This is a genomic window from Gemmata algarum (genome assembly GCF_034097035.1).
In the GTDB taxonomy this organism is placed as follows: Bacteria; Planctomycetota; Planctomycetia; order Gemmatales; family Gemmataceae; genus Gemmata; species Gemmata algarum.
Genome location: NZ_JAXBLV010000001.1, coordinates 57,767 through 81,713, shown reverse-complemented (window position 1 = coordinate 81,713; position 23,947 = coordinate 57,767). Strand labels below are relative to the sequence as shown.

21 protein-coding genes are annotated in these 23,947 nt (G+C 66.3%); 8 read left to right on the top strand and 13 right to left on the bottom strand.

From position 1 onward, the window contains the following. Nucleotides 1–10: 10 nt before the first annotated feature. The 5 genes from R5W23_RS00330 to R5W23_RS00310 all read right to left on the bottom strand — a co-directional run bounded on the left by R5W23_RS00330 (nucleotide 11) and on the right by R5W23_RS00310 (nucleotide 7,303). Entirely contained in the window at nucleotides 11–2,362 is a 2,352-nt protein-coding gene (locus tag R5W23_RS00330) for an outer membrane protein assembly factor BamB family protein (RefSeq protein ID WP_320684600.1), read from the bottom strand. Nucleotides 2,363–2,425: 63 nt separating this feature from the next. Further along, complete coding sequence (locus R5W23_RS00325; RefSeq protein ID WP_320684599.1) at nucleotides 2,426–3,706, bottom strand: phenylacetate--CoA ligase family protein; 1,281 nt, start codon at nucleotides 3,704–3,706, stop codon at nucleotides 2,426–2,428. A gap of 216 nt (nucleotides 3,707–3,922) precedes the next feature. Continuing rightward, nucleotides 3,923–4,717, bottom strand: coding sequence for a biotin--[acetyl-CoA-carboxylase] ligase (locus R5W23_RS00320; protein WP_320684598.1), 795 nt, complete (start codon nucleotides 4,715–4,717; stop codon nucleotides 3,923–3,925). Continuing rightward, nucleotides 4,714–5,589 (bottom strand): carboxylating nicotinate-nucleotide diphosphorylase, encoded by an 876-nt coding sequence (nadC, locus tag R5W23_RS00315; protein WP_407936095.1) that lies wholly within the window; start codon nucleotides 5,587–5,589, stop codon nucleotides 4,714–4,716. The genes R5W23_RS00320 and nadC overlap by 4 nt, the downstream gene beginning before the upstream one ends. Nucleotides 5,590–5,614: 25 nt before the next feature. After that, complete coding sequence (locus tag R5W23_RS00310) at nucleotides 5,615–7,303, bottom strand: S41 family peptidase (protein ID WP_320684596.1); 1,689 nt, start codon at nucleotides 7,301–7,303, stop codon at nucleotides 5,615–5,617. 256 nt (nucleotides 7,304–7,559) lie between these two features. Between R5W23_RS00310 and proB the strand changes: the two genes are divergently transcribed. The 3 genes from proB (at nucleotide 7,560) to R5W23_RS00295 (ending at nucleotide 9,804) form a co-directional block, all read left to right on the top strand. Then, entirely contained in the window at nucleotides 7,560–8,696 is a 1,137-nt protein-coding gene (gene proB / locus R5W23_RS00305) for a glutamate 5-kinase (protein ID WP_320684595.1), read from the top strand. Between the two features lie 80 nt (nucleotides 8,697–8,776). After that, nucleotides 8,777–9,379 carry an RNA polymerase sigma factor gene (locus R5W23_RS00300; RefSeq protein ID WP_320684594.1) on the top strand — a complete coding sequence of 201 codons (603 nt, stop codon included), beginning with the start codon at nucleotides 8,777–8,779 and terminating at the stop codon, nucleotides 9,377–9,379. Next, entirely contained in the window at nucleotides 9,376–9,804 is a 429-nt protein-coding gene (locus tag R5W23_RS00295) for a hypothetical protein (protein ID WP_320684593.1), read from the top strand. The genes R5W23_RS00300 and R5W23_RS00295 overlap by 4 nt, the downstream gene beginning before the upstream one ends. Before the next feature lie 92 nt (nucleotides 9,805–9,896). Here the strand turns inward: R5W23_RS00295 and R5W23_RS00290 are convergent, their stop codons facing one another. After that, complete coding sequence (locus R5W23_RS00290) at nucleotides 9,897–10,826, bottom strand: DUF1559 family PulG-like putative transporter (protein WP_320684592.1); 930 nt, start codon at nucleotides 10,824–10,826, stop codon at nucleotides 9,897–9,899. Nucleotides 10,827–11,447: 621 nt separating this feature from the next. On the opposite strand from R5W23_RS00290, the gene R5W23_RS00285 reads away from it, so the two are divergent. Together R5W23_RS00285 and R5W23_RS00280 are read left to right on the top strand one after the other, a co-directional pair. Continuing rightward, nucleotides 11,448–12,998 (top strand): DEAD/DEAH box helicase, encoded by a 1,551-nt coding sequence (locus R5W23_RS00285; protein ID WP_320684591.1) that lies wholly within the window; start codon nucleotides 11,448–11,450, stop codon nucleotides 12,996–12,998. Between the two features lie 100 nt (nucleotides 12,999–13,098). Continuing rightward, nucleotides 13,099–13,380, top strand: coding sequence for a hypothetical protein (locus R5W23_RS00280; RefSeq protein ID WP_320684590.1), 282 nt, complete (start codon nucleotides 13,099–13,101; stop codon nucleotides 13,378–13,380). An 11-nt stretch (nucleotides 13,381–13,391) separates the two neighbouring features. On the opposite strand, the gene purB is transcribed toward R5W23_RS00280, so the two are convergent. Then, complete coding sequence (gene purB, locus R5W23_RS00275; protein ID WP_320684589.1) at nucleotides 13,392–14,876, bottom strand: adenylosuccinate lyase; 1,485 nt, start codon at nucleotides 14,874–14,876, stop codon at nucleotides 13,392–13,394. Nucleotides 14,877–15,114: 238 nt separating this feature from the next. Between purB and R5W23_RS00270 the strand changes: the two genes are divergently transcribed. Beyond that, the gene (locus R5W23_RS00270) at nucleotides 15,115–15,489 is read left to right on the top strand and encodes a hypothetical protein (RefSeq protein ID WP_320684588.1); all 375 of its coding nucleotides are present in this window, start codon (nucleotides 15,115–15,117) and stop codon (nucleotides 15,487–15,489) included. Nucleotides 15,490–15,585: 96 nt separating this feature from the next. Here the strand turns inward: R5W23_RS00270 and R5W23_RS00265 are convergent, their stop codons facing one another. Together R5W23_RS00265 and R5W23_RS00260 are read right to left on the bottom strand one after the other, a co-directional pair. After that, nucleotides 15,586–16,023: a ribbon-helix-helix domain-containing protein gene (locus R5W23_RS00265; RefSeq protein WP_261186083.1), complete on the bottom strand. Its 438-nt coding sequence runs from the start codon at nucleotides 16,021–16,023 to the stop codon at nucleotides 15,586–15,588. 84 nt (nucleotides 16,024–16,107) lie between these two features. Next, nucleotides 16,108–16,428 carry a hypothetical protein gene (locus R5W23_RS00260; RefSeq protein WP_320684587.1) on the bottom strand — a complete coding sequence of 107 codons (321 nt, stop codon included), beginning with the start codon at nucleotides 16,426–16,428 and terminating at the stop codon, nucleotides 16,108–16,110. A gap of 203 nt (nucleotides 16,429–16,631) precedes the next feature. On the opposite strand from R5W23_RS00260, the gene R5W23_RS00255 reads away from it, so the two are divergent. Further along, complete coding sequence (locus R5W23_RS00255; RefSeq protein WP_320684586.1) at nucleotides 16,632–19,340, top strand: ABC transporter substrate-binding protein; 2,709 nt, start codon at nucleotides 16,632–16,634, stop codon at nucleotides 19,338–19,340. Between the two features lie 239 nt (nucleotides 19,341–19,579). After that, the gene (locus R5W23_RS00250) at nucleotides 19,580–20,659 is read left to right on the top strand and encodes a sensor histidine kinase (RefSeq protein WP_320684585.1); all 1,080 of its coding nucleotides are present in this window, start codon (nucleotides 19,580–19,582) and stop codon (nucleotides 20,657–20,659) included. 36 nt (nucleotides 20,660–20,695) lie between these two features. On the opposite strand, the gene R5W23_RS00245 is transcribed toward R5W23_RS00250, so the two are convergent. The 4 genes from R5W23_RS00245 to R5W23_RS00230 all read right to left on the bottom strand — a co-directional run bounded on the left by R5W23_RS00245 (nucleotide 20,696) and on the right by R5W23_RS00230 (nucleotide 23,947). Next, nucleotides 20,696–21,199 (bottom strand): hypothetical protein, encoded by a 504-nt coding sequence (locus R5W23_RS00245; RefSeq protein ID WP_320684584.1) that lies wholly within the window; start codon nucleotides 21,197–21,199, stop codon nucleotides 20,696–20,698. A 37-nt stretch (nucleotides 21,200–21,236) separates the two neighbouring features. Further along, on the bottom strand, nucleotides 21,237–22,592 hold the full coding sequence (locus R5W23_RS00240) for a DUF1501 domain-containing protein (RefSeq protein ID WP_320684583.1): 1,356 nt from the start codon (nucleotides 22,590–22,592) through the stop codon (nucleotides 21,237–21,239). Nucleotides 22,593–22,697: 105 nt separating this feature from the next. Next, the gene (locus R5W23_RS00235) at nucleotides 22,698–23,570 is read right to left on the bottom strand and encodes a hypothetical protein (protein ID WP_320684582.1); all 873 of its coding nucleotides are present in this window, start codon (nucleotides 23,568–23,570) and stop codon (nucleotides 22,698–22,700) included. An 8-nt stretch (nucleotides 23,571–23,578) separates the two neighbouring features. Beyond that, nucleotides 23,579–23,947, bottom strand: a complete 369-nt coding sequence (locus R5W23_RS00230) for a hypothetical protein (protein WP_320684581.1) — start codon at nucleotides 23,945–23,947, stop codon at nucleotides 23,579–23,581.

The following is a 23,947-nucleotide window of genomic DNA, read 5'->3' as shown; positions in this document are numbered from 1 at the left end:
AGGCGAGTGATCACTTCCCGCCCTTGTTGTTCGGGGTGATGCTGAGGTTGTCGAAGTACAGCTCCGACCCCGGTTCGGTTTTGCCGCCGCTGTCGAGCACGTTGGGGATGTACCCGTACAGCCCGGCGGCGCCGTCCCGGTTCGGGTGCGGGTCCTCGAACTCGATGGTCCACTTCTCCGGCTCGGGCTCACCCTTCTTCCACACCTTGCCGCGGAGTACGGCGGCCCTGGGCTTCAGCTCGATGGCGAGCTTGAGTGTGTACCAGGTGCCCGGCTGCCAGTCGAACGGCACCCCGATGTTGATCCGCTCGCGGGCCTCCCACGAGGTGAGCCGGATCGTGCGCTTCTGGAGCTTCGCGTCGGGCTTGCCGTCGAGCACCAGCGAGTACCGGCTGTTCACGATGCCGCCGTCCGGGAGCTTGCCGCGCACCTCGCTCCCCATCAGGTCGGCCTGAATGGTGTAGTCGCTCGCGGTCGGGACGGTGATGTAACCGATGGCCTTGGCCAGCGGCGGCGGCGCCTTGTCGTTCACCTTGCTCAGCACCTGGTTGCCGTCGGGCAACTTTTTCACCGCGAACTTGGCGTTGGTGTTGATCCACCCGCCCGGCGAGGAGCCGTCCGGGGCCTTGTCGAAGTCGGTGCGGGCCGGCAGCTTGGGGGCGACCCGCACCCGGGCGCGGGCGGTGACGGCCCCGGCCTTGAAGGACACTACTCCCTGTTGGGCCGGGTTGGGGCCTAATTCGAGGGCGCCCTCGGTGGGGGTGCCGGTGACCTTGCCGATGAGCGCCGGCGGTTGGGCGCCGGTCGGGGTTTTGTCCGGGAGCGGCAGCGTCCACTCGACCGGCGCGCCCGGAGCCGCCTTCAACTCCCGCCCGTTGGCGTCGAAATAGACCACCGAGAACTTGTAGGTCCCGCCGGGCGTGAGGGTGATTTCGGCCGGGTACAGCCGGGCGCCGGCCACTTTGCCGTCCGAGGACGCCTCGGCGGGCGGGGCCGGGTACTTCGCGGCGGCCGGCTTGCTGCCGGTGTCGCCGAGGCAGAACAGGTCCGTGCGCGAGGTGAAGTACACCCGGCCGTTCACGGCGATCGGGGTGCCGTTGGTCTCAGTCTGAACCGGGCGCCCGTTGATGCTCTCTTTGAAGATGTAGACGAACGTTTCGTCCTCGTCGGGCGCCTTCCTGCCGTTGAGCTTGATGATGTTGAGGCGGCCCTTCACGTCGAAGATGTAGATCTTCCCGTCGGCCACCAGCGGCGCACCGCGGACCTCCGTGGCGTACCGGTACTTCCAGAGCAGCTTGCCGGTCTTCGCGTCGAAGGCGAACAGCTCGCCGCTGTCCTCGGGCACGTACAGCACGCCGTCCGCCAGCGCCGGCGACGACAGCCCGAACCGCTGGCCCTTGCTGTACTCCCACACCGACTTCGGCCGCTTGGTCGCGGGGTCGATCTGGCTGGCGTCCACGCAGATCACCTTGCCGATGACCCCGCCGCCCGGGTTCTCCTCGCCGTGGGCGCAGTACACGAGGTTGCCGTCCACGATCGGGCTGGGGTTCACGGCCCCGCCGCTGAACACGTAGCTCCAGACGAGTTCGCCCGTGCGCACTTTGAACGCGTGCAACGCCCCGTCGCCGCCGCCGGTGATGAGCAGCCGCTGCCCGCCGATGACGGCGACCACCGGGTTGGACTGGTAGGTGGACTTGGGGGGGCCGGTGTCGGCGATCCAGACCACGTTACCGTTCTTGGCGTCGAACGCGTAGTAACGGTTGGAGCCGCGGGCGAGGTCGCCCCAGCTCGAGTTGATGATGCCGATGATGACCAGCCCGCTGTCGAAGGTCGGCGCGCTGACCCGGCCGCCGTAGCCGGTGAACCGTCCGAACTCCTCGGTGAGCTGCCGTTCCCAGACCTCTTTGCCGTTCTTGTCGAGGCACACGAGGTTGCCGGCGGTGGTGTTCGCGTACACGTACCCGGTCGCCGGGTCGGCGGTGAGCGGGGTCCACCCGAGCCGGCTCGAGACGACATCCGAGTGGTAGATGCGCTCGACGTGTTCCCAGAGCTTTTTGCCGCTCTTTTCGTCCAAACAGACGATCCGCTCGGACTCGCTCAGGCCCTCACCGAACCCCTGAATGACGTACACGCGGCCGCCCATCACGAGCGGCGCGGAGCGCCCGCCGAACGGCGCCGACCACACGACGTTGCCCTTGTCCTTGAGGGCGGGGTCGAAGTCGGCGGGCAGGCCCTTTTCGAGCGAGTGGCCGTTCTGCGCCGGGCCGCGCCAGTGGACCCAGTCGGCGGCCCGCGCCGTGCCTGAACTCGCCAGCGCCAGGAGCGCCAGGAGCCCGAACAGTCTCGAAAGGGGTGGCAGCATCGTTCACTCCGTTATGCGTGCTCGTCGGGGCGGGGCAGGTACAGCGAACCGGGCGCCGGCGGGCTACTTCTGGTACACGACCCGGCGGGCCTTCATCTCGAACCGGGGCAGCGAGCCGGGCGGTGCGGCGCTCACGTCGATGCGGAAGCACAGCGCGTCGCGGACCGCGCGGCCCACCTCTTCGGCGAGCGCACGCCCGTCCCCGGCGACGGGCTCGATCTCCAACCGCAGGTCCGCCAAAGGATTCCGGCGGTCTACGTGGATGCGGTACTCGGCGACATCCGCGAACCGGCGGATGATGCTCTCCAGCGCCCCCGGGTAGACATTATTCCCGCGGACGTGGATCATATCATCCGCACGGCCTAACACGCCACCTTCCAGCCGCCTCCAGGTGCGGCCCGTGGGGTCGGGGGCGGGCGCCATCCGGATCAGGTCGCCGGTGCGGTACCGGATCAACGGGCTGCCGGTCCGACCCAGGTTCGTGAGGACCAACTCGCCGGTGTCGCCGTCCGGCACCGGGCGGCCGGTTTGAGGGTCCACCACCTCGGCCAAGTAGTCCGATTCGAGCAGGTACAACTCGCCCGGGCGGCCCTCGGCCTCCACCGCTACCGGCCCCACTTCGGTCATCCCGTAGTGGTCGAACACGCGGGCGCCCCAGACCGCTTCGAGGCGCTGCCGTGTGCCTGGAATGTTGCCCCCCGGTTCCCCCGCAACGACTAGCGCGCGAACGGCGCTCGACGCCAGATCGATTCCCTCTTTTGAAGCGATCTCTGCCAAGTGAAGCGCGTAGGTCGGGGTGGCGAACAGGACCGTGCAGCGGTGGTCGAGCAAGAACCGCAGCCGGGCGGTGCTGCTGAGGCCGCCCCCGGGCATCACCAGGAACCCGCACCGGGCCGCGGCCTCGAACGCGGTCCAGAACCCCAGGAACGGCCCGAACGAGAAGGGGAAGAACAGCCGGTCGGTGGGGCGCAGCCCGATGAGGGCAAAGTTGGTCGCCCAGCACCCGGTCAGCCAGTCCCAGGTTTCCGCGGTGTCGAGCCAGTGCAACGGACGCCCGCTAGTGGTACCGGATGTCTGATGGAAGCGGGTGTAGCGGTCGAGCGGGAAACTGAGGTTAGTACCGTAGGGTGGCTGCTCGACTTGGTCGGTGATCAGGTCAGCTTTCGTGGTGAACGGCAGTTGGGCGAAGTCGTCGAGCGTGCGGAGCGAGGCGGGGTCGAGGGCACCGAACTTGCGGCGGTAGAACACGTTACCCGGCAGCACGCGAGTGAGCAGGTGCCGCACCGCGTCCAGTTGGGCGCCCCGGAGCCGTTCGCTAGGAGTGTTGAGGAGGATGCTCGGCATGGTCGGCCCGGAGCGGCGTTCGTGTTGCGTGTGCCTCGCCTGGCTGCTGCCCGGCCGCCGGGGCCGGTGCGTTCGGCAGTATACTCTCCGCGCGCGGGCCGACAAGCGGTTCGGGTCTGCGAGGCATACAGAGATCGGCCCCGCCTCTTACAGCTACCCGAGGGACCGATCGCACGGGCTCCACGGGATACCGGGTCCGGGCCTTTATTCCTGGCGTCAAACCGGCCAGAGGTGAGACACCGACTCCGGGGGGACCACCCGCACGAACCCGGCGGCGTCTTCGAGTTCCAGTCCGTCGAAACTCATGTCGAGGAGGCGCCCGGTGGTCAACGCTCCTCCGACGAGTTCAACCCGCACCGCACGATCAAGCAGCCCGATTCGCCGCTTCCACCCGGCTTCCACACCGGTCCGATTGCCCGCCAGGAGGCGGGCGTACTCCCGGTCCAGTGCGCCAACGACCACTTCGGCCGCGCTGCGTGAATCGTATGACCCTCCCGACACGGCGTGCAGCGAGGTCGCAGTCAGAAGGTTGGCCTGCGCGAACTCGTCCGCCGTCTGGGTGAGGTTCAGTCCGAGCCCGGCGACGGCGATTGTGCCGTCCCCGCTGCTGGTCTGCTCGATCAGGATGCCGCAGATTTTTTTCCCGTCGATGAGTAAGTCGTTCGGCCACTTAATTCGGGCCTGCGCTCCGGTCAGGGCGAAAACTGCGTCCGCGACCGCGACCGCGACCCAGGTGGTTAGAACGACCGGGCGGCGGATCGCGGGCGGGGGGCGTAACACCACCGACATGAGCAGCGAGCTGCCGGGCCGGCTGACCCAGGTGCGCCCGTACTGGCCGCGGCCCGCGAACTGGTGGTCGGCGATCAGGACCAGTCCGCTCGCGTCCGGGTCCGAAGCGCCGAGCGCCGCGCCGAGCGTGTTGGTGCTTTCGACCGCATCGTAAACGAGCACCCGGCGCCCGATGTGGGCGGTATCGAAGCTCCTCGTTTCGCGGGGAAGGGGGGCGCTCACGACAGGTAATCCAGCCCGATGTCGAGCGCCGGGGCGGAGTGCGTCAGCGCGCCGACGCTGATCCGATCGACGCCCGTGCCGGCAATGTCGCGAACGGTCTCAAGGTTCACCCCGCCGGAGGCCTCGAGCAGCGTCGCGGGATTGGACACGTCGCGGCGTGCGACCGCCGCCCGGAGCTGATCGAGGGTCATGTTGTCGAGCAGCACGATGTCGGCTTTCACCGCGAGGGCGTGTTCCAACTGCTCCAATGTGTCCACCTCGACCTCAACCGGGAGGCCGGCGTTTCCGGGGTACTCCCGGGCGGCCACGACCGCCGCTCGCACGTCGCCGCCGAGGCCCGCGAGGTGGTTGTCCTTGATGAGAATGCCGTCATACAGACCGATGCGGTGGTTCGTTCCGCCGCCGGTACGAACGGCGTACTTTTCGAGCAGCCGCCAGCCCGGGGTGGTTTTACGGGTGTCGAGCACCTGCGCCCGATGCCCGGCCACGGCGTCGAGGTATTTGCGCGTGAGACTGGCGACCCCGCTCAGACGCTGGAGGAAGTTGAGGGCGGTCCGCTCGGCCGCGAGCACCGCTCGCAGCGGCCCCGACACGGTTGCGACCCGTGTGCCGCGTGCGGTGACCGTACCGTCGGGAACGAGTGGTGTGAATTGTAACCCGGGGCTGACATCGCGGCACACCAACGCCGCAACGGGGAGTCCGGCGACAATGCCCGGACCCCGCGCGACAAACGCCGCCGTCGCACAGGTGGATTCGGGGACGGTCGCCAGACTGGTGCGGTCGCCCGTGGGGCCGAGGTCCTCGGCGAGCGCCAGGTGTACGAGTGTGGTGGCGGACTCGAGTTCCGCCGGGGACATTTGCGGAGCGGTCATAAAGGCCATGATACGGCGCCGGCGGTCACGGGCTCATCGGCGCCCCCGGACTCGGCAGTGGCATGCCCGGTGGCATGTGTCCCAGCTCTTCGGCCTTCTCGGCGGCGAGTTCGAGCTGGAGAACCGGGTCCGCTTCCAGGAGGTGCGGCCCGACCCCCGTGCCCGTAATCGGGCCGCTGGTGGGCGCGATCAGTCGGGCGATGGTAACGCGCACCGTGCCCCCTTTGGGCGCTTTTCCAGACTTACCCGATCCCGGCTCGACATCGTCAAGCGTCACCAGCCGCAGCGGATACTGTACGCTGCCCTTTCCGAAGCTCGGCACCCCGACGAGCGTCGCACGGTTGTTGTCCTTGAGTGCCGCCGCGAGTACCTCCGCGGCCGAGGCCGTTTCGGCGTCGATGAGCAGCACGATCGGAACGTCGTGTGCGGCCATGCCGGTCGCGGAGGAGAACGCCCGGTTCGCGACCTCGCCCACCTGACCCTGCGTCGTCACGATGAGGCCAGCCGGGAGCAGCCGCCGGGCGGTTTCGACCGCCGGGAGGAACGACCCGCCGTGGTTGCCTCGCAGGTCGATCACGGCCGCCCGCGCGCCAGCGGTCTTGAGGGCGCTGAGCGCCTCATCGAGGTCCCGTGGGGTGGACGCCTGGAAGTGCCCGATCCGCGTGTACCCGACCGGCTTGTCGGGCAGCATTCGGGTGCCGTACACCGATGGGATCGTAACCGGAATTCGGACCTGAATCTTGGCGTCGTCGTCCGCGCCGCGGAGATCGAGGTGGTGAGCCCCCTCGATCGGCGCCCGCAGCGCCCCTGCGACGGCGGGTAACGTCACCGGATCGATCGTGCGGTTGTTCACCCGCACCACCCGGTCGCCGCGCCGCACGTGCGGGTACGTCAGCGCGAACCACGAGTTCGGGGTCACCCCTTCGATCACCACGGCGTCCTGGATCGCCCCGAGGTACAGCCCGGCCGCGGCCAAGTCGGGCACCGCGTTCGCTTCCGTTCCCGTCGAGGGGGTGAGGAACACCGTGTACTCGTCGAGCCCGCTGCACGCCCCGCTAGCGGCCTCGATGGCCAGGGCCGCGGGCGCTTTGAGCGTGAAGTGGTCCTGGGCGACCGCGATCAAACGTCGCATCCCGGAGCGGGCCTCCTTGTGGTCCGCGATCGGCCGGCGGGTCCAGTGCTCGCGGAGCTGCGCGCGGAACTGTTCGACCTTGTCGGACCGCGGGTTGTCGATGAACGCCTGCTTGAACGCCGGACTGCCGAACGCCCGGTCGAGTTCTTGAATCGCGTGCGCCCACAGGTTCTGGGCGGTCGCCTTATCGCGGTCGGCGTACACCCCGGGGAGCTTTTGGAACACCTCGGCGAGCAGGTCCAGCCCGCCGTCAAGCGGCATCCCGGTGACAAACTGCTGAAACGCCGGGTCGCGGTGCCGGCGGAGCTGCTGCGTGTGCCGGAGCGCGGTGTTGAGCTTTTCCCGTACTTCGATGGCCGAGCGGTCGGCGACGAAGAGCAGGCAGTAGTTGTTGAACGCCGCTTCCCAATCACCGGCTTTTTCGGCCTTTTCGGCCAGATCGCGGAGCTGCGTCGGGGTGGGCTTCGACGATCGGACGGGTGTCGGCTCGGGCGCACCGGAGGCCGGGAGCGGGATCGCAAATGCCGCAAACGCGAGCGTGCCGGCGGCAAGCAACCGGCGGATTGAGGCCCACGCGGTCATTGCGTAATCTCCCTTGTCACGCATTCGGCGGAAGCGTCACGGTCGACATTCGAGGAGAGAAGCGAATGGCCACACGTGAAAAGATCTTAGCCACCCCTGCCGGGTGGAGTCAAAGAAAAGTTCCGCCCTGTTACAGCACCGAAACCATTTCGCGGCCCCCATCAAGGCGCAGAAAACCGGCCGCGCGCGTCACTTGTCCGGGGCCGCGATCGGAGTTACCACAACCGCAGTCCTTTTCGGTACGCGGGGAAGAGTCATGATCGATCCGGTGCGCCAGGGTGTCGTTGCGGGGGCCGGAACGGTCGTCATCAAGGTCGGCACAAACGTTCTCGCCGATCCGACCGGGCGTCTGGACCGGCACCGCATCGATTCTCTCGCGGACCAGCTCCACCGGATCCGCGCAGGCGGCCGAAAGGTTGTTCTGGTGACCTCCGGGGCGATCGGCGCCGGGGTCGGGAAGCTCGGCCTCGGGAGGCGCCCGGCCGACTTGGCCCACCTTCAGGCGTGTGCCGCGGTGGGGCAGTCCGCGCTGATGCAGCTCTACCAAGAGAGCCTGTCGCGGTACGGGGTCCACACCGCCCAAATTCTCCTGACCGCCAGCGACTTCGAGAACCGCGCCCGCTACCTGAACGCCCGCAACACCATTGGGACGCTGTTCGAGTACGGCGCGCTGCCGATCATTAACGAAAACGACACCGTGTCGGTGGCCGAAATCAAGTTCGGCGACAACGACCACCTCGCCGCGATGGTCACGAACCTGCTGCTCGCGCCGCTGCTGGTTCTGCTCACGAACGTGGACGGCCTCTACTCCGACGACCCGCGGAGCAACCCGGGTGCGAAACTAGTGGCAACCGTTCCGAACATTGATGCGTCGGTGACCGGCCTCGCCGCCGCGACGAAAAGCGCGCTGGGCACCGGGGGGATGACGAGCAAGCTCAAAGCGGCCCGGCTCGTTACGGTTGCCGGGGAAGCGGTCATCATGGCGAACGGGGCGCTCGACGGCATTCTGGACCGCGTGTTCGCGGGCGAACCGGTCGGGACGCTGTTTCTCCCCCACGGGGAAGGGGTCTCATCGCGGAAGCGGTGGTTCGGGCTGACGGTGCGGCCGAAGGGGGTGTTTCACCTCGACGCCGGAGCCCGACAGGCCGTTCTGGAGGGGCGGAGCTTGCTGCCGGTCGGCGTCACCGCGGTGGAGGGGGATTTCCGAAAGGGCGACGTGGTATCGATTTGCGACGCGGCCGGCGCCGAAATGGCGCGCGGCCTGACCAACTACCCGTCGGTCGCGGTGGAACGCATCCGCGGGCTCCAGACCGAGCGAATCGCGGCCGTCCTGGGAACCGTTCCGTACCCGGAACTCGTTCACCGCGACAACTTGGTTCTGACGGCGCAGTGAGGTCGCCTGGAACTTGGCAGATAGGAAGTTAGAATGCCCGCGCCGGGTCGTCTCTTTGCCGGAGGCGACGGTGCTTCCTGGTGCCGAACCTGATGATGCCGCAAGGCGAAGCGAATCCCCCGGACCCGCGCGGCTCCGACCGGCGGGCGGAGTTTGAGGCGCTTCACCAGCAGCACAGCCGGGAAGTGTGGGCGCTGGCGTACGCGCGGTGGATGGACTCGGACCTCGCCCTGGACATCACGCAAGAGGCCTTCTTGCGGTTGTGGAAGCACTGGGAGGCCGGGGCCGAGGACATCCAAAACCCCCGGGCGTGGCTGCTGCGTGTCGCGCGAAACCTCGCGGAAGATTACGCGAAAAGTGCGTTCCGGCGGAACGGGACGCAGCCGCCCGAGCTACTGAATGGTGTGCGGTCCTCGCAACCGCTGCCGGCCGACGAGATGGAACGCCAGGAGCAGTTCGCACAACTGCGGGCCGTGCTGGACGAACTGGCCCCCGCGGACCGTGAGATTCTCACCCTGCGCTACGCCCTCGACTACGACGCGAACACGATCGCCGAGCGGCTCAACATCGCCGTCACAGCGGTCCACATGCGCCTGAGCCGTGCGCGACAGCGGCTCGCGGAACGACTCACGACCCACGGAGACTTCGCCCCAGGTGAACCCACGGGCGAAACCCAAGCATGAACACGAACTCTCCCGAGTCGGTGGACGCACTCGACGCGCTGCTGTCCGACTTCTTCAAGGCTCAACTCCCGACCCCGTGGCCGAAGGCGCCCGTTGCTTCGGTTCCGGTCGTTCCGTCCGAGGTGGCTCGTGCCGCCGCGGCGCCCGGAAAGGTACAAGGTGTACCGGCGCGTGACAGCACCGCCCGCGCGCGGTTCACGCTTGCGGCGTCCGTGGCGCTCCTGTTGGGTACCGGGTGGTTCCTTGCGGACGGGGTTCAATCCGGACCGCACACCGGGCGCGGCGCGTCGCCCGATGCCGGTGGTCTGAAGTTCCTCCCCGACAGCGGTGCGTCAGGACATGACCATGCCCCACTGAAGAAGATGGGTGAAGACAAGGCCAAGGGGAACGAGGGCATTAAGATTGACATTGGCGGGATCGAGTAAGGCGCTACTTTCAGTGCTGATCGCGCGTGCCCGTCCGACCGCTAACCGGCGCGGTCGGACGGGCACGCGTTTCGTTTTTTCAGTGCGCGCTGTTACCAGTCGGCGAGGATTTCTCCGGCGCTGGGTGTAACGGCTCCCCAGAAGGTGGCGGGTGCGATGCCGGGGGCCAGTGTACGGACGCTTCCGTCCATGAGTGCCGTCAGCATCCCACTGCGGTGCGGTGTTTGTGGAATCATGCCGTGGCAATCTTCGAGTGCAGGCCGGGTCTGGAACGGTGTGGTGATGGGGGGCAGCACGGTGCCCGGTGGGGTGTCGTTGCGCACTGGCCCGATGGGCAGGAATGCGGGTCCGGACACCGGCGGGTTTCCGCGCGTGATCGGGTACACATCCCCCTCGGTCACGTCGTACCCCGGTGGGCTGGTCATGAATAGCGGCCCGTGATCCGCAAACGATGGGCGACGGAATTGGTTCCCAGCCGAATGCTGCCACCAGATGAAATGAGACTCGTTGCCGGTCGTGCGGCCGCAGTAGGAGTAGTGCTCGCCGAAGGCGATGGTGTTGGAAGTGCCGTCCGGGTAAGACGCCGTGAGCGTGTAACCCATGCGGAACGCCCACGCATTAGCCGCGTAGCTGGTCGGGCCGCTTCTTGCGAAGGTCGGGTCGAAGCTCGGGTCGCCGGGGCTGAGGAAGATGCGGACGAACAGGTCGGTCTGGCCTGGCTGGGAATGGTATACCTTTTGGTACAGGGCGCCCTCCTCAACGAACGGAAGGATTGCGCCATGCACGTTCTTGTTCGGGTTCGGCCCGCTCGGGTCGCCGTTGAGAGCCGGGACGCGATCGCTGTTGGTTGAGGCAAAGTTGTGCAAGGCCATCTGCATCTGCCGCAGGTTGTTCGTGCTCCGCATTTTCACGGCAGTATCACGGACCCGCTGAACGGCAGGCAGCAGCAGGGCGATCAGAACGGCGATGATCGCTATGGCGACGAGTAACTCGAGGAGCGTAAAACCGCTTTTTCGAGGCATAGCACATCCTACTTGAATGGTTGCCGGGAAAGACCGGTTTAGCGTCGCTGAACCGGTCTTTCCCGGATGCTCAATCGTGGCCGAGCCGAGATCGCTCGTTGAATGCCCGACACAGCCAGCCACCGTAACTCAAATATCGATATCAGGTTGGAGCAAGCGGGTGATGGTGTGTCATTTGTAATTATAATTTAATATTTTGATTTGCGTGCTTTCTATGTTATCGGTAATTGCTCGTTATTTTTGGTCGCTCTGCTACTCTGGTGCAGTTGCATGTGACGCGATCGGGCATTTGATGGGTGAGGAGAGGTGTCGGACTCGAGCGTAACTTCAGTAGGGTTGTGGAGCAAGGTAAAATAGCAACAAGGCGAACGCCACGATAATGAAATGTAATTTTGTGCGAAATTGTAAGTTCTATTGTGATTGATTTCCTGTCCCAGTCGCGCTGTACTTCGCAATTCGCTCCTGAAGCGGTGTCGCACGGCCGGTGCCCGGACACCCGCATTCCGCGCCTTTGTGCAAGTTAACTAGACAACAGCGCGCCGTGTCCCTTACCATGTCAGTAAGAGAGCGTTGCCTCACGGCGCCGTGCGCCGCACATTTTGTCGCTTACTGATGGAGCTTGTGTTGATTCCCCCTACTGACGGGGACGATTGGACCGTTCCCGATTCCGACACCCCTCCCACCCCAGTTCCGGCCGAAGACTTCGGTGCCGACGAACCGGTTGACGAACTCAACCCCGACGAACTCGCGACCGAGCCAAGGTTGGACGCCGAAGAGGGTGAGGACGAAGAGGTCGGCGATCCCGCGGACGATCCCGACCACGAAGCCGCGCCGCCGCCGGAAGTGGACCCGGCGATGGTGTTCGCCGACCTGAAGCTGATGCGCCCGCTCATGGACGCGATCACCGCCGCGGGTTACAAGAACCCGACGCCGATTCAGGAAAACGTGATCCCACCCGCCCTCCGCGGGAAAGACGTGATCGGGCAGGCCCAGACGGGCACCGGCAAGACCGCCGCGTTCCTCATCCCGTTCCTCAACCGCTGGCGCCCGCACACCCTCAAGGGGCCGATCGGGGTCGTGATGACACCGACGCGGGAACTCGCGCTCCAGATCGCCAACGAGGCCGAAAAGCTGGCGCCCAGCAAGCGGTTTCGCTGCGTGCCGGTCTACGGTGGCACCGGGATGCAGCGACAGCTCGACGGGCTCGCCCGCGGCTGCGATCTGGTCGTGGGCACCCCGGGCCGGATGCTCGACCACCTCCAGCGCGGGTCGATGTCGCTGTCGCAGGTCCGCTACGCCGTACTCGACGAAGCCGACCGGATGCTCGACATCGGGTTCCGTGACGACATCGAGCGGATTCTGAAGCGGTGCCCGACGGAGCGGCAAACGCTCCTCATGTCCGCGACGGTCCCGGACTCGATCAAGCGGCTCGTGAACCGCTACATGCGCGACCCGGTTCACCTGCACATGATGCCCGAGAAGCCGACGGTGGACAAGATCCGCCAGAGCTACTTCACGGTGGACCAGGACCGGAAGTTCGAGCTGCTGAAGCGGGTCATCGAGCGCGAGAAGCCGCGCCAGTGCCTGATCTTCGTGGAGCGCAAGCGCTGGGCGGACAACCTGTACCGCGACCTGAAGCGGGCGGTGCCGAAGGCCGCGGTGATCCACGGCGACCTGCCGCAGTCGCAGCGCGAGAAGATCATGGCCGCGTTCCGCACGGCCGACATCAAGTACCTGATCGCGACGGACGTGATGAGCCGCGGGATCGACGTGAGCGGGCTGTCCCACGTCATCAACTACGACCTGCCGATGGACATCGAGAACTACGTCCACCGGATCGGCCGCACCGGGCGCATCGGGAAGGACGGCATCGCCATCTCATTCGTGCTGCCGGAGCAGGGCGAGCACCTCACCAACATCGAGATGATGATTAACCGGCTCATCGAAGAGGACCGGGTCGAAGGGTTCGAGTCGGCGGCGCCGCGTGCCAGCCGGCCGGCAGCCGAGGTGAAGGTGGTGTTTTCGGGTTGGGAGGCCGCGAAGGAAGAGAAGCCCGCGACCGACGACGACGGCTGGGGTTCTGATGACGCGCCGCCGCAATCCGGCGGCGGGAACGATCCGAAGAAGCCGCCGTTCGGCCGCCGAGGCAAGAAGTACAGCCAGCGGCTGTGATGCCGCGCATTCCTCCTGCCTTGCTGCTCGTGTCGCTTGTAATCAGGCGATACGAGCGATCAGCAATTGCAACCAACTTGGAGCGAGTCGGAGGACAGGCGTGCGGATTCCGCTTTGGGTCGTCGCGCTGATCGCCGTTACGTTGGCCGTTGCGGCGGTGATTCTTCGGTCGATTCCCTACGGGTTGATTCTTCCGCTCATCGTCGGCTGGCTTGCGGGGCGGTTCGTGTCCACCACATCTCACTCCGCTCGATCGAAACAAGTCGTTGTCATGGCAACTGTTTGGGCGACCGCACTTGGACCCATTAGCGGATTCATTGCGGTGCCCGCACAGCTCATGCTCGTTGGCATCGGGGTATACGTCATTCTTGCTGACGTTTAAGTCCCCCGCGATTAAACGTGCAGTTCGGCCGTTTTCCCCAAGACGCTTGCGTAACGCGCGCGGATCGGCGCCACGTGTTCGCCAACGAACTCTTCGACCTGTTCGGGTGAGCGGCCGACGAACAGCTTCGGATCGGTTACCGCGCCGAAGTCCACTTTCTTGAACGCTTCGCTCTTATCAGCCTTCAACAGCGCGAATAGCTCCGCGGGCGAGCCCTCGCCCGATTTCACACGAGCTGTGACCGCGTGACTGTGTTGGCGCACGATCTCGTGAACCACCTGGCGGTCTTCGCCGGCCTGGACCGCCGCCATCATCAGGTTTTCGGTCGCCATGTATGGCAGGTACTCGCGCACGTTCTTGGCGACGATCGGCTTGTTCACGACCAGCCCGCGCCCGGCTTCGCTCTTCTGGGTGAGTACGTTCAAAGCGATTCGGAGCACCGCGTCGGTGGCAAGGAACGCTTGCGGGATGTACAGCCGGCGGCACGCACTGTCGTCCAGCGTCCGCTCGAACCACTGCGTTGAGGCGGTGTCGGCGGCCATCGCGGGCAGGCCCGAAATGAACCGCGCGAGGCTGCACATCCGCTCGGCCCGCATCGGGTTCCGCTTGTACGCCATCGCGCTCGAGCCGATCTGCTCGGCCTCGAACGGTTCGTCCACTTCCTGGCGGTGCGCCAGCAGTCGCAGATCGGTGCCCCACTTGTGGGCGCTCTGAGCCAACCCGTTCAGCGCGTCGAGGATTTGCGTGTCGATTTTGCGCGAGTAGGTCTGCCCCGTGACCGGGAAGACCCGGTCGAAACCCATCTTTTTCGCGACAAGTGCGTCCAGCCGGCGGACCTTCTCGTGGTCGCCGTTGAAGAGCGCGAGGAAGCTGGCCTGGGTGCCGGTGGTGCCCTTCGCGCCGCGGAACGGCAACTCGTCGCGGCGGCGCTCGAGTTCCTGAAGATCCAGTACGAAGTCGAACAGCCACAGCGTCGCACGCTTGCCCACGGTGGTGAGCTGAGCGGGCTGGAAGTGCGTGAACCCGAGCGTCGGCTCGTCTTTCCAGGTGGTCGCGAAGGTCGCGAGCGCGTCGATCGCGCAGGCGAGGGATTCGCACAACTGGTTCAGCCCCTCACGCATCAGAATGAGATCGGCGTTGTCGGTGACGTAGCAGGACGTGGCGCCGAGGTGGACGATATCCCCGCAACCCGGGGCCACGTCTTTCAGCGCGTGGACCTGTGCCATCACATCGTGGCGCAGGCGCTTCTCGTGGGCCGCGGCACGCTTCAGATCGATGTCGTCAAGGTGCGCGCGAAGCTCGTCGAGTTTGGCGGGCGTGATGCGCGGCTGCCCGTCGTCGCCGAGCAGCCCCAACTCGGCTTCGGCTTCCGCCAGCGCGAGCCACAGCCGCCGCCACGTGCGGAACTTCCGCAGCGGTCCCCACCGCTCGGCCATCTCGCTGGAGGCGTACCGGCCGATCAGCGGGTTGTCGTACACGTCGTTCGTTTCGTTCATGACTTGAGAAATTCTGCCCGTCCGGGGCGCGCTCGTTGGCGTGGGTGTGGCACGCGCGGTGCGAGCGCCCGAGGCGTGCCAACGCATCAGATCCGCAACATATTGTAGGATTTTGGGCCGTTCCGTCCGAGCCGCGGCGGCGCCCGCCGCGGCGGTGGGGTAAGCTCCAGCAGACAGGACGTTCGGAGCGTGGACCGCGCACCGACTGTCGCACGACGAGTTCACGGAGGATCGACTCATGCGCACACCGCACACACGGTTGGGCGTCGCGGCGCTGGCCGTCGCGCTGTTCGCCGGCGCCGCGCAAACGGCTGCGGCCCAGCAGCCGCCCCCGCCGGCGTTCTACACCATGCCGACCCCGCAGCCGCGGCTCGACTTCCCGCAAGGGCCGGAGCCGCAGCTCCCGCGGATGTTCTACTACCCGTACTACTACTTCCCGCACAGCTACTGGCCGCAGAACAGCCCGCAGTGGCCCGAGCCGAAGGGGCACCCGTACGTCCGCCCGCCGGCGTATCAGGCGTACCCGGCGTTCAAGGAGCCGGGCTGGCGCTACGAGCTGTGGACCCCGATGAAGTACCACCGCGGGAACCACTTCTGGCTGGACCAGTTCTAAGAAATGCGGAGCGCGGAATTTGGAACGCGGAGTGAAGACTAAAGGCACAGGATGAGACCACTGCCTTTGGTCTTCACTCCGCGCTCCGCATTTGGGTCAGTGTGAATGCACCTTTTTGAAGTGCTCGGCGACCTTTTCCATCATCACGTGCCAGCCGCAGTCGTCGCACGGGGGCACCGCCGGGTAGCATTTTGTGCAATACAGCGGGCCGCCGTTGAGGAACTGCTCGATCCGCGCCTTGTCAGCAGGCACCACGCCGTTGGGTGACAGCGGGAAGGCGACCGACGTTTTGCACTTCTCGCACGGCCGCGCCGAGTTGTGCTCGATCACGTGCTCGAAGTGGTTGTGGAGCCCCGCCGGCACGACGCCCGACCCGGTGCAGAGCGGGCACGTCATGTTGAACTGGGCCAGGATCGCGCGGCGGATGAACTCGCTTTTGTTCGGCAGATTGTCGAGGAACTTGGCGAGGTCGTCGTCGACCTTGAAGGCGACGATCTGCGATTTCTCCGTCTTCTCTTTCTTGTCCTTCGCCATCTCGTCCCCTCGCGTGCCGTATTACGGCATCTTACGCGAGCGGAAGGGAACGCCCAAGCGGTAATGCGGCGCGTGCGGCCCCCATTACCTCCTGCGGCCCGGCATTTTCGCTTCGGTAATCGCGCCGTCCTTGGTGCCGACGATCTCGAACTTCATCCGGCCCGCGGCTTTGACGCTGGTCAGCCCTTTCAGAACCACTTCGTACTTAATTTCCTTTGGTTTGCCGTCTTCGTCGTTGGTCGTGAACTTGGTCTTCTCGGAGATCTGATACGTTTTGGTCGCGTCTCCCTCCTTGACGGTCACTTCTTTTTTGTCTTTGTCGAATTTGACGAGTGTGACTTCCCCCGCGACACCGAGGCCGGCGACGAGGGCGAGGAAGGCGAGGGCGAGCAGGAGCTTTTGCATGGGTCGGTCCCCGTGGGCGGGCGGTGCCGCCGGTGACAGTCTCGAAGGTATTGAACGCGCGCCGCTCCCGCAGGTCAAGCGGGGGAGGCGCCCGCACGCGATCCGCGCGCATTCCCGACCGCCCGGTTCCGTCAGCCGGACGCGGCGTGGTATTATCAACTTGTACCTCACGTATCCGGTTCCGTAGCCAGGAAGGTGAACTCATGTCCGTGTCCGCGCGGGTTGGTCGTTCGTGGCACCGCGCGCTTGCGGCGCTCGCGGGGCTGTTCGCCGCGTTCGCGGTCGGGGTCGCACAACCCCCTGTCGAGGTCGAGGACCCCAAGGGCGGGCTGAAAAAGCGCGTCGTGGTGGAAGACGACCCGGTCGCAAAAGCGAAGGACGAACCCGCCGCCCCGACCACCCCGCCCGATGTGCGGCTCGACGAACTGGTCGCCGGGGCGGACGGAGCCAAGCACCCGGCCATCAAGGCGCTGTTCCAGCGCAATCGCATCCCGTTCGACCGGCTGACCACCAAATCGGCCACGATGCAGATCCGGCCCATCCCGCTGGCCCGCGGGGAGCGGTTACCGCTCACGTTCGGGGTGCAGGAGTACGATCGCGAGGGGCGCCCGACCGACCCACAGGGCATCAACTCGACGGACGTGCGCAAGGTCGAGTATTTCGAAGAGATCGTGGTTGCGGAGGCGAACCAAGTACTCGCCGCCAAGCCACTCGGTACGGCCAATGGTCCGGATGGCTGGACGGCGACCGAGCAACTGGACGCCGCGGAACGGCTCCTGGCCGCGACCCTTCGGTTCCACGACTACGCCCGCACCCGCAACATCCGCCGCGGTCGCGGCTGGGACGACTTCCGCAAACCCCTGTTCGAGCGGCTCCGTGAGGTGCGGCTGCTGCTGCTTAAGAACGCCGTTGCGGGCAATAATTGGGACCGGGTCCGCGAACTTGGCACGCTGGTGATGGCCGCGTACCCGGGCGACACTGCCGTGGCCGCCGAGGTGGCCGTCGCCCGGGTGTCGGAGACGAAACGGCTGCTCGCGTCCGAGGCGCACTTCGACCACGTCAAGGCGAAGGAGCTGCTCGACGAGTTCGAGGCCAGTTACCCGGGCGCCGGCGGCGCCGCCGTCAAGGCGATCCGCAGCGAACTGACCCAGCGTGCCCAGGCCGCGTTCGCCCGGGCGCGCGACAAGAAGGCCGCCAACGACCTCACCGCCGCGCGGGACGCGCTCACCCGCGCGGCCGCGCTGGACCCCACGGTCCCCGGCGTGCGGGAGATGCAACGGGAACTGAAGACCGGCTACCAGACGCTCTCGGTCGGGGTGCGGCAGTTCCCGGAACAGATGTCGCCTGCGACGGCGCGGCTGGACAGCGAAAAGCAGGTCGTCGAACTGGTGTTCGAGGGGGTGCTGGCGGAGGTGCCGGACGACAACGGCGCGACGCGGTACCAGCCCGGCGCCGCCGTGCTGTCGCCGCACGTGGTTCCTGGCGGCCGTGAGTTCCTGCTCCGGGGCTTCGACGCCTCGGCCACCGGGCGCTACGGGTTCGAGTCCCATGACCTCGTCAGCACCCTTAAGCTGATGGGCAAGCGGCCCGAAACGTGGAACTCTTACGCGCTCCCCTGGTTCGACGGGCTGCCGACCCCGAAGGACAACGTTGCGGCGCGGGTGGCGTTCAAGCAGGGGCACCCGGACCCGCGGTCGCTGCTCACGTTCAAGCTGCTCCCCGGTCGGTGGATGGAGGGGAAGGGGATGGCCGTGGACGACGCCGGGTTCGCCGAGGCCCCGCTCGGCACCGGGCCGTTCAAACTTCAGCCCGGCGCCCGGGGCGACGGCACCGCGCCGCGCGAACTGGTGTTCGTCGATAACCCGCTTTACGGGCGCTGGCGCGACCGCGCGAACCAGCCGTTCATTAAAGAAGTCCGGCTCATCGAGGTGGCCAAGATCCCCAACCTCGTTGAGGCGTTCCAGCAGGGCCGCCTGCACGTGCTCACGGACGTGCCCACCGCGGACCTGGAGAAGTACCGCGCGCAGCTCTCCGGGCGCGCGCAGGACTACACGGCGGTGAACGGCCGCCGCGTCCACATCCTGGCGCTGAACCACCGCCGCCCGGCGCTCCAGAGCAAGATTCTGCGCCAGGGGCTGATGACGGCCATCGATCGCGAGCGAATCCTCACCGAGGTGTTCCGCGCCGGGCGGCCCGAGTTCCACCGCGCGCAAACCGGCCCTTTCCCCCCCCAGAGCTGGGCCACCACCAAAGGTCCCACCGGGCAGACCGTGCCGCTCGTGAACCGTGACCTCGCGCTGACCCGCATCCGCAACTACCTTTTCGACATGGGCGCGAAGGCCGAACTCACGCTCCTGTACCCGGACGGCGACCCGCAGGCGGCGCTGGCGTGTCAGAAGATCAAGGAGCAGGTCGAAGGGCTTTTCAAGGACGCGCCGGGGCGCAAGCTGACGATCGCGCTCGAACCGCTCTCGCTACGCGAGCTGCTGGTGCGGGTGGAGGACGAGCACCGCTACGACCTCGCGTACGTCCCGTTCGACTACCCGGACGACTGGTACCCGTTCGCCCTGGGCGGGATGCTCGACCCGCTGGCGGCGGAGCGCGGCGGGCGCAACTGGACCGGGTTCCAGGCCAAGGGGACCGGCGCCGACGACAGCGACTCCCGGCTCGGGCAACTGCTGAACGAGCTCCGCGCGTACCGCGCGTTCGGTCCGCTCGCCGAGAAGACCGTGGAGGTGCAGAAGCTGTTCAACGAGTGCGTCCCGTTCGTCCCGCTGTGGCAGCTCGACCGGCACATGGTGGTCCACAACAGCGTGAAAATTTACACCGACGATTCCGACACGCCGATCAGCCCGCGGGCCTTGAACCAGACGACGCTGTTCCAGGGCGTCGCGCGGTGGCGCCTGGAGTGAGCCCGCGTTCGGACGGGAGCAATCCGTCGCCGCGATCCGGACCGCGCGAAGGCCGCGTGCGTCAGCAGCCAGCGACGCATGACCTTGGGAGCGACGGCGCTGGTTTTGAGGAGCGATTTTTACGCCCCGGCGTTCCGCCGCGTGTCGGGCGCGGTAAGATGTGGAGATCACACGCACACGCTCGCGCCTGACATCCGAGGGGTCGTCCGATTAACAACCTCACCGACCTCGCTGCGCTGGTGCAGCGCGAGCGCGAGGAGCTTCTTACGAAGTGGCGCGAGCGGGTCCGCAAGCTCCCATCAGCCAAGCACCTCGACACCCCAACACTGAACGACCACATTCCGGCGTTTCTCGACGAGCTCGCCGCCGTGCTCCGCACTCGGTCCGACGAGTCGGTTCACGAGGCCGGTTGCGAGGGCACGGCCCCGATCCACGGCGCGCAGCGTGCGGACAACGGGTTCGACATCGTCGAGGTGGTGGCCGAGTACAACATCCTCCGCGAGTGCGTTTACGAACTGGCCGAGGCGGGCGGGAAGCCGCTGGTCGGGCGCTCGGCTCACATTGTGAACCGGGTGATCGACGGCGCGATCGGGTCGGCGGTCAAGACCTACGCCACCCAGAAGGCGCTCGAGGTCCAGCGGCGGCGCGAGGAGTACCTCGCGTTCGTCGCTCACGACCTGCGCACCCCGCTCGGCGCCATCTCGCTTGCCGCGGGGGTGCTAGAACTCAAGTTCGCGACCAACGAAGCGGGCACGCAAGTCGGTCGGATGGTGAAGACCCTCCGCCGCAACGTCCTACAGCTTGGCGCTCTCGTGGACAAAGTTCTCGACGAGAACACCAACCTCCGGACCGAAGTCGGGCTCAAACTCGAGCGGCGCGAGCTCGATCTGTGGCCCCTGGTGGAGGCGCTGGTTCACGACCTGCACCCGGTCGCCGGGACCGACAGCACCAAGCTCTTCAACGAGGTGCCCGAGGACCTAGTCGTCTACGCCGACGCCGACCTGCTGCGGCGGGTCTTCCAGAATCTGATCGCGAACGCCATCAAGTACACGCCGTTCGGGGACGTGTCCATCTCGGCGCGGGCGGTCGAGGGCGGCTTCGAGTGCGCGGTGCGGGACACCGGCGAGGGGATCCCCGCCGACCGGCTGGACAAGGTGTTCGAGCCGTTCGAGACGGACCCGAACAAGCAGGGCGGGGTCGGGCTGGGCCTCGCGATCGTCAAGACGTTCATCGAGGCCCACGAGGGAACGGTCAGCGTCGAGAGCGTTGTCGGGGCCGGTTCGACGTTCCGGTTCACCCTCCCTGCGAAGCCGAAGTGACCGACGCGCTCGGTTCCGACCGCAAAACCGCGGTCGCTACTTCGTGGTTTCGAACGAGTCGAGGAACTTGGTCGCCGCGTCGGTTGTTCCGAAGCCCTTAGGCCCGCCGGCGAAGACGATGAAGACGCGCGAGTCGGCGAGGATGATGCGGGCCTTGATCTTGGCGCCGTCCTTATCGACTAGCACCTCGCGACCGGGGTACTTGGCGGCCCCGTAAGTGATCTCCTTCGAACTCTCCACCTTGCCGCCGCTGGTTTTCACCATTCCGGCCTCGATGCCGTCGAATACCGCCTTCGGCGGAGCTTTCGCGCCTGCGGGCAGGTCCACGTACATCACGGTGAAGGAGTTCTCCTTGTCGTCCTTCGCGCTCGTCACCTGCATGTCGAGCGCGCCGGCCTTCTTGGCTTCGGTCTTCACCGTGAGGCCGCTCGGGAACCGGGCCGTGAACTTGCCCTCGTTCGAGGCGTACTTCTCGTCCGCCCCGCTCGCCGCGAGGCCCGCGGCGCCCACTACCACCAGAGCTGCCAGAGCGTTTCGCATGTCGTTGTCCCGTTCGCGCACAGGGTAAGAGGTCCGGTCAGTCCGCGGAGCCGTCGAACAGCGGGCGAATCACCTGGCCGCGGTTCAGTTGCACCGGCCGGTTCAGCCGGTCGCGCACGTCGGCGTGCGGGTCGACACCGAGCGCGGAGTACACGGTCGCGCCGATGTCGTCCGGCGAGTACGGGGCGGTCACCGGGTACGCGCCGTTCTTGTCACTCTTACCGATCACGGCACCGGGCACCACCCCGGCGCCGGCGAAGAGCCCGCTGAAGCACGGCGCCCAGTGCTCGCGGCCCACCTCTTTGTTGATCTTCGGCTCGCGCCCGAACTCCCCGAGCATCATCACCAGCGTGTCGTCGAGCAGCCCGCGCGCGGTCAGGTCGTCGAGCAGGGCGGAAACGGCCGTGTCGAGCGGCGGGAGCAGATCTTTTTTGAGCCGGTTGAAGATGTTGCCGTGGCTGTCCCAGTTCTGAACGCGGCCCATGTTGGCCTGCACCACCGGAACCCCGGCCTCGACCAGCCGCCGCGCGAGCAGGCACGACTGCCCGAACGCGTGTCGCCCATACCGGTCGCGGACGGCCGCGGGTTCCTGGTCCAGGTCGAACGCCCGGGCCACCTTCCCCGATGTCAGCACGCTGAGGGCTTGGTGCTGTTGGTCGGTGAGCTTTTTCGTTTCCCCGGCCTCCGCGAGCCATTTGCGCTGGTCGTTGACGGCCGACAGCAGGGCCATCCGGTCGCGCAGGTCGTTGACCTCCAGGCCCGCGGACGGCCGGAGGTTGTCCACCCGGAAGTCCCGGCGGTTCGGGTCCTGGGTGATCTGCATCACGTCGTGCTTCGGCCCGAGGAACCCGGCGTACTGGCCGGGCCAGAGGAGCGGGCCTTCCATCAGGTACGTCGGGAGGTTCACCCCGCACGGGGTGCCCTCCGGCGCGCCGCGGAAGTAGCTCCGCCCGGCCGCGTAGTTCGGGAAGTCGTCCCGAGAGGCGATCTTGTCGAAGAACGCGCCGGGCTGCACGTTCCCGGTGAGCACGTGGTGCGTGGCGACGAGGTGGTTGTTCTCGCGGTGCGCCAGCGACCGCACAACGGAGTACAGGTTCGACCGGGCCGCGAGCTTGGGCAGGTGCTCGCTGGCGAGCAGGCCGGGCGTCCTGGTCCGGATGGTCTGGTACTCGCCGCGGATCTCGGGCGGGGCGTCGGGCTTCGGGTCGAAGGTTTCGTGGTGGCTGGCGGCCCCGGTGAGGAACACGATCAGCAGCGACTTCGGCCTCTTCGCGGGCGTCGTTCCGTTCGACCCGGCGCGGGCGAATGACGACAGACCGACACCCAACAGGCCCGAATAGCCGACCTGCAAGAGTTCGCGCCGCGTAACGCCGATGGGGTGGGGGGTGGGCATGAGCGGACCTTGAAGAGCAGGGCGGTGGGGCGGAGGGAGGCGGGAGACCCAATTAGAGCATCTGGCACGCCGGGGGCAAGTGCGATCGTCTCAAGTGCCGGCAGTTCAGGCACTTTTTCGCCGTTGTTCGCGTTCCTTCAATCCCTTTCGGATATCGGCTTCGAGCACCTCACGGTTCGGCAAAGCCGAGTCGAGCTGGCTCAGCCACGGGTGCATCTGGCTGTAAGGTTTGTCAGCAGTTGCGTCCGATTGGCCGACAATTAAGATATGTCGGAATACCTCAATGGGTTTGCTGGACTGTGTCCGGAAATCATTGAACACAGACCATGCGACTATAATCACATCGGCAATGAACGATTCTACGTTCAGAACGCGAGCGCATTCGACTTCGGCCAGATGGTGTTCGGGGCGGAAGTGAACGAAGAGGGCGCCGCGCGTTTTCTGTTGCTGAACCAGTTTGCCCGCGCCATGGACATGCGCAAGACCGTTCCGCGTCGCCCACAACCATTCCGCCTCGTACTTCGGGTTCAATTTCGTGAGGTAGTTCTCGACGGTCAGTTTAAAATCGGCGGGATCGCCGTTACCGGTACGCAGGTAACCGAGGTGGTCGAGGGCACACAGCCCGAGGGTCGTGGCGCCGATTAGAGCACCGCCATCCAGGGCACGCAGCATGTCCCCGACAGCGGTATCGAAGAAACGCTTCTTGAGGATTTCGAGTTCGCGCGAGGCGTGACGAATACTGGCCCAATCGACTCGCGCGACGAGTCCCCTTTCGCTTGATTCAACGATGCCTTCCGTCAGCAGCGGGTCGGCGTTGCCCTCGTCGTCCGCGTCGTCGGTGTAGAGGCGAACCACCGCACCGGCACGAAGTTCGGTTTCAGTGGCGGCCAGGTCGCGCCGCGAGCCCGCGGTGTCGAGCCGGATACGACCCTCGTCGTCGAGGTTCTGAAAGTCCGCGTAGATCCGGCCGGCGTACATCGCTCGCCTCATTTCTTCCGGTTCGGGTTCCGTTGGGTGGGCCGAAACAGCAGGCTCGCTTGCTCGGGCGTGATGCCCCGCAAGGTTGCGTGCGTCGGGTTTCCTTTACGTGGGGTCGGTAGCACATCGCCACCCGCAGCGCGGATCGCGCCGACGGTTGTCACCCCGATGTGGTTGTGCGGAATACCCGGATATCCGGTCACTGTGTTCGCAGCCGTTAGTTCGTTGACGCTCAGTCCGGCGGCAGCATTCACTGACACACCGTCCAGCACCTCGCCTTCATCGATTGTAACACCGGAACCGTTCGCAAAGCTATCGGGGAGGTTCTGTCCTCCCCGAATCACAAGTGCGTCGTCGGGCAGTGGGGCGATGTTCAT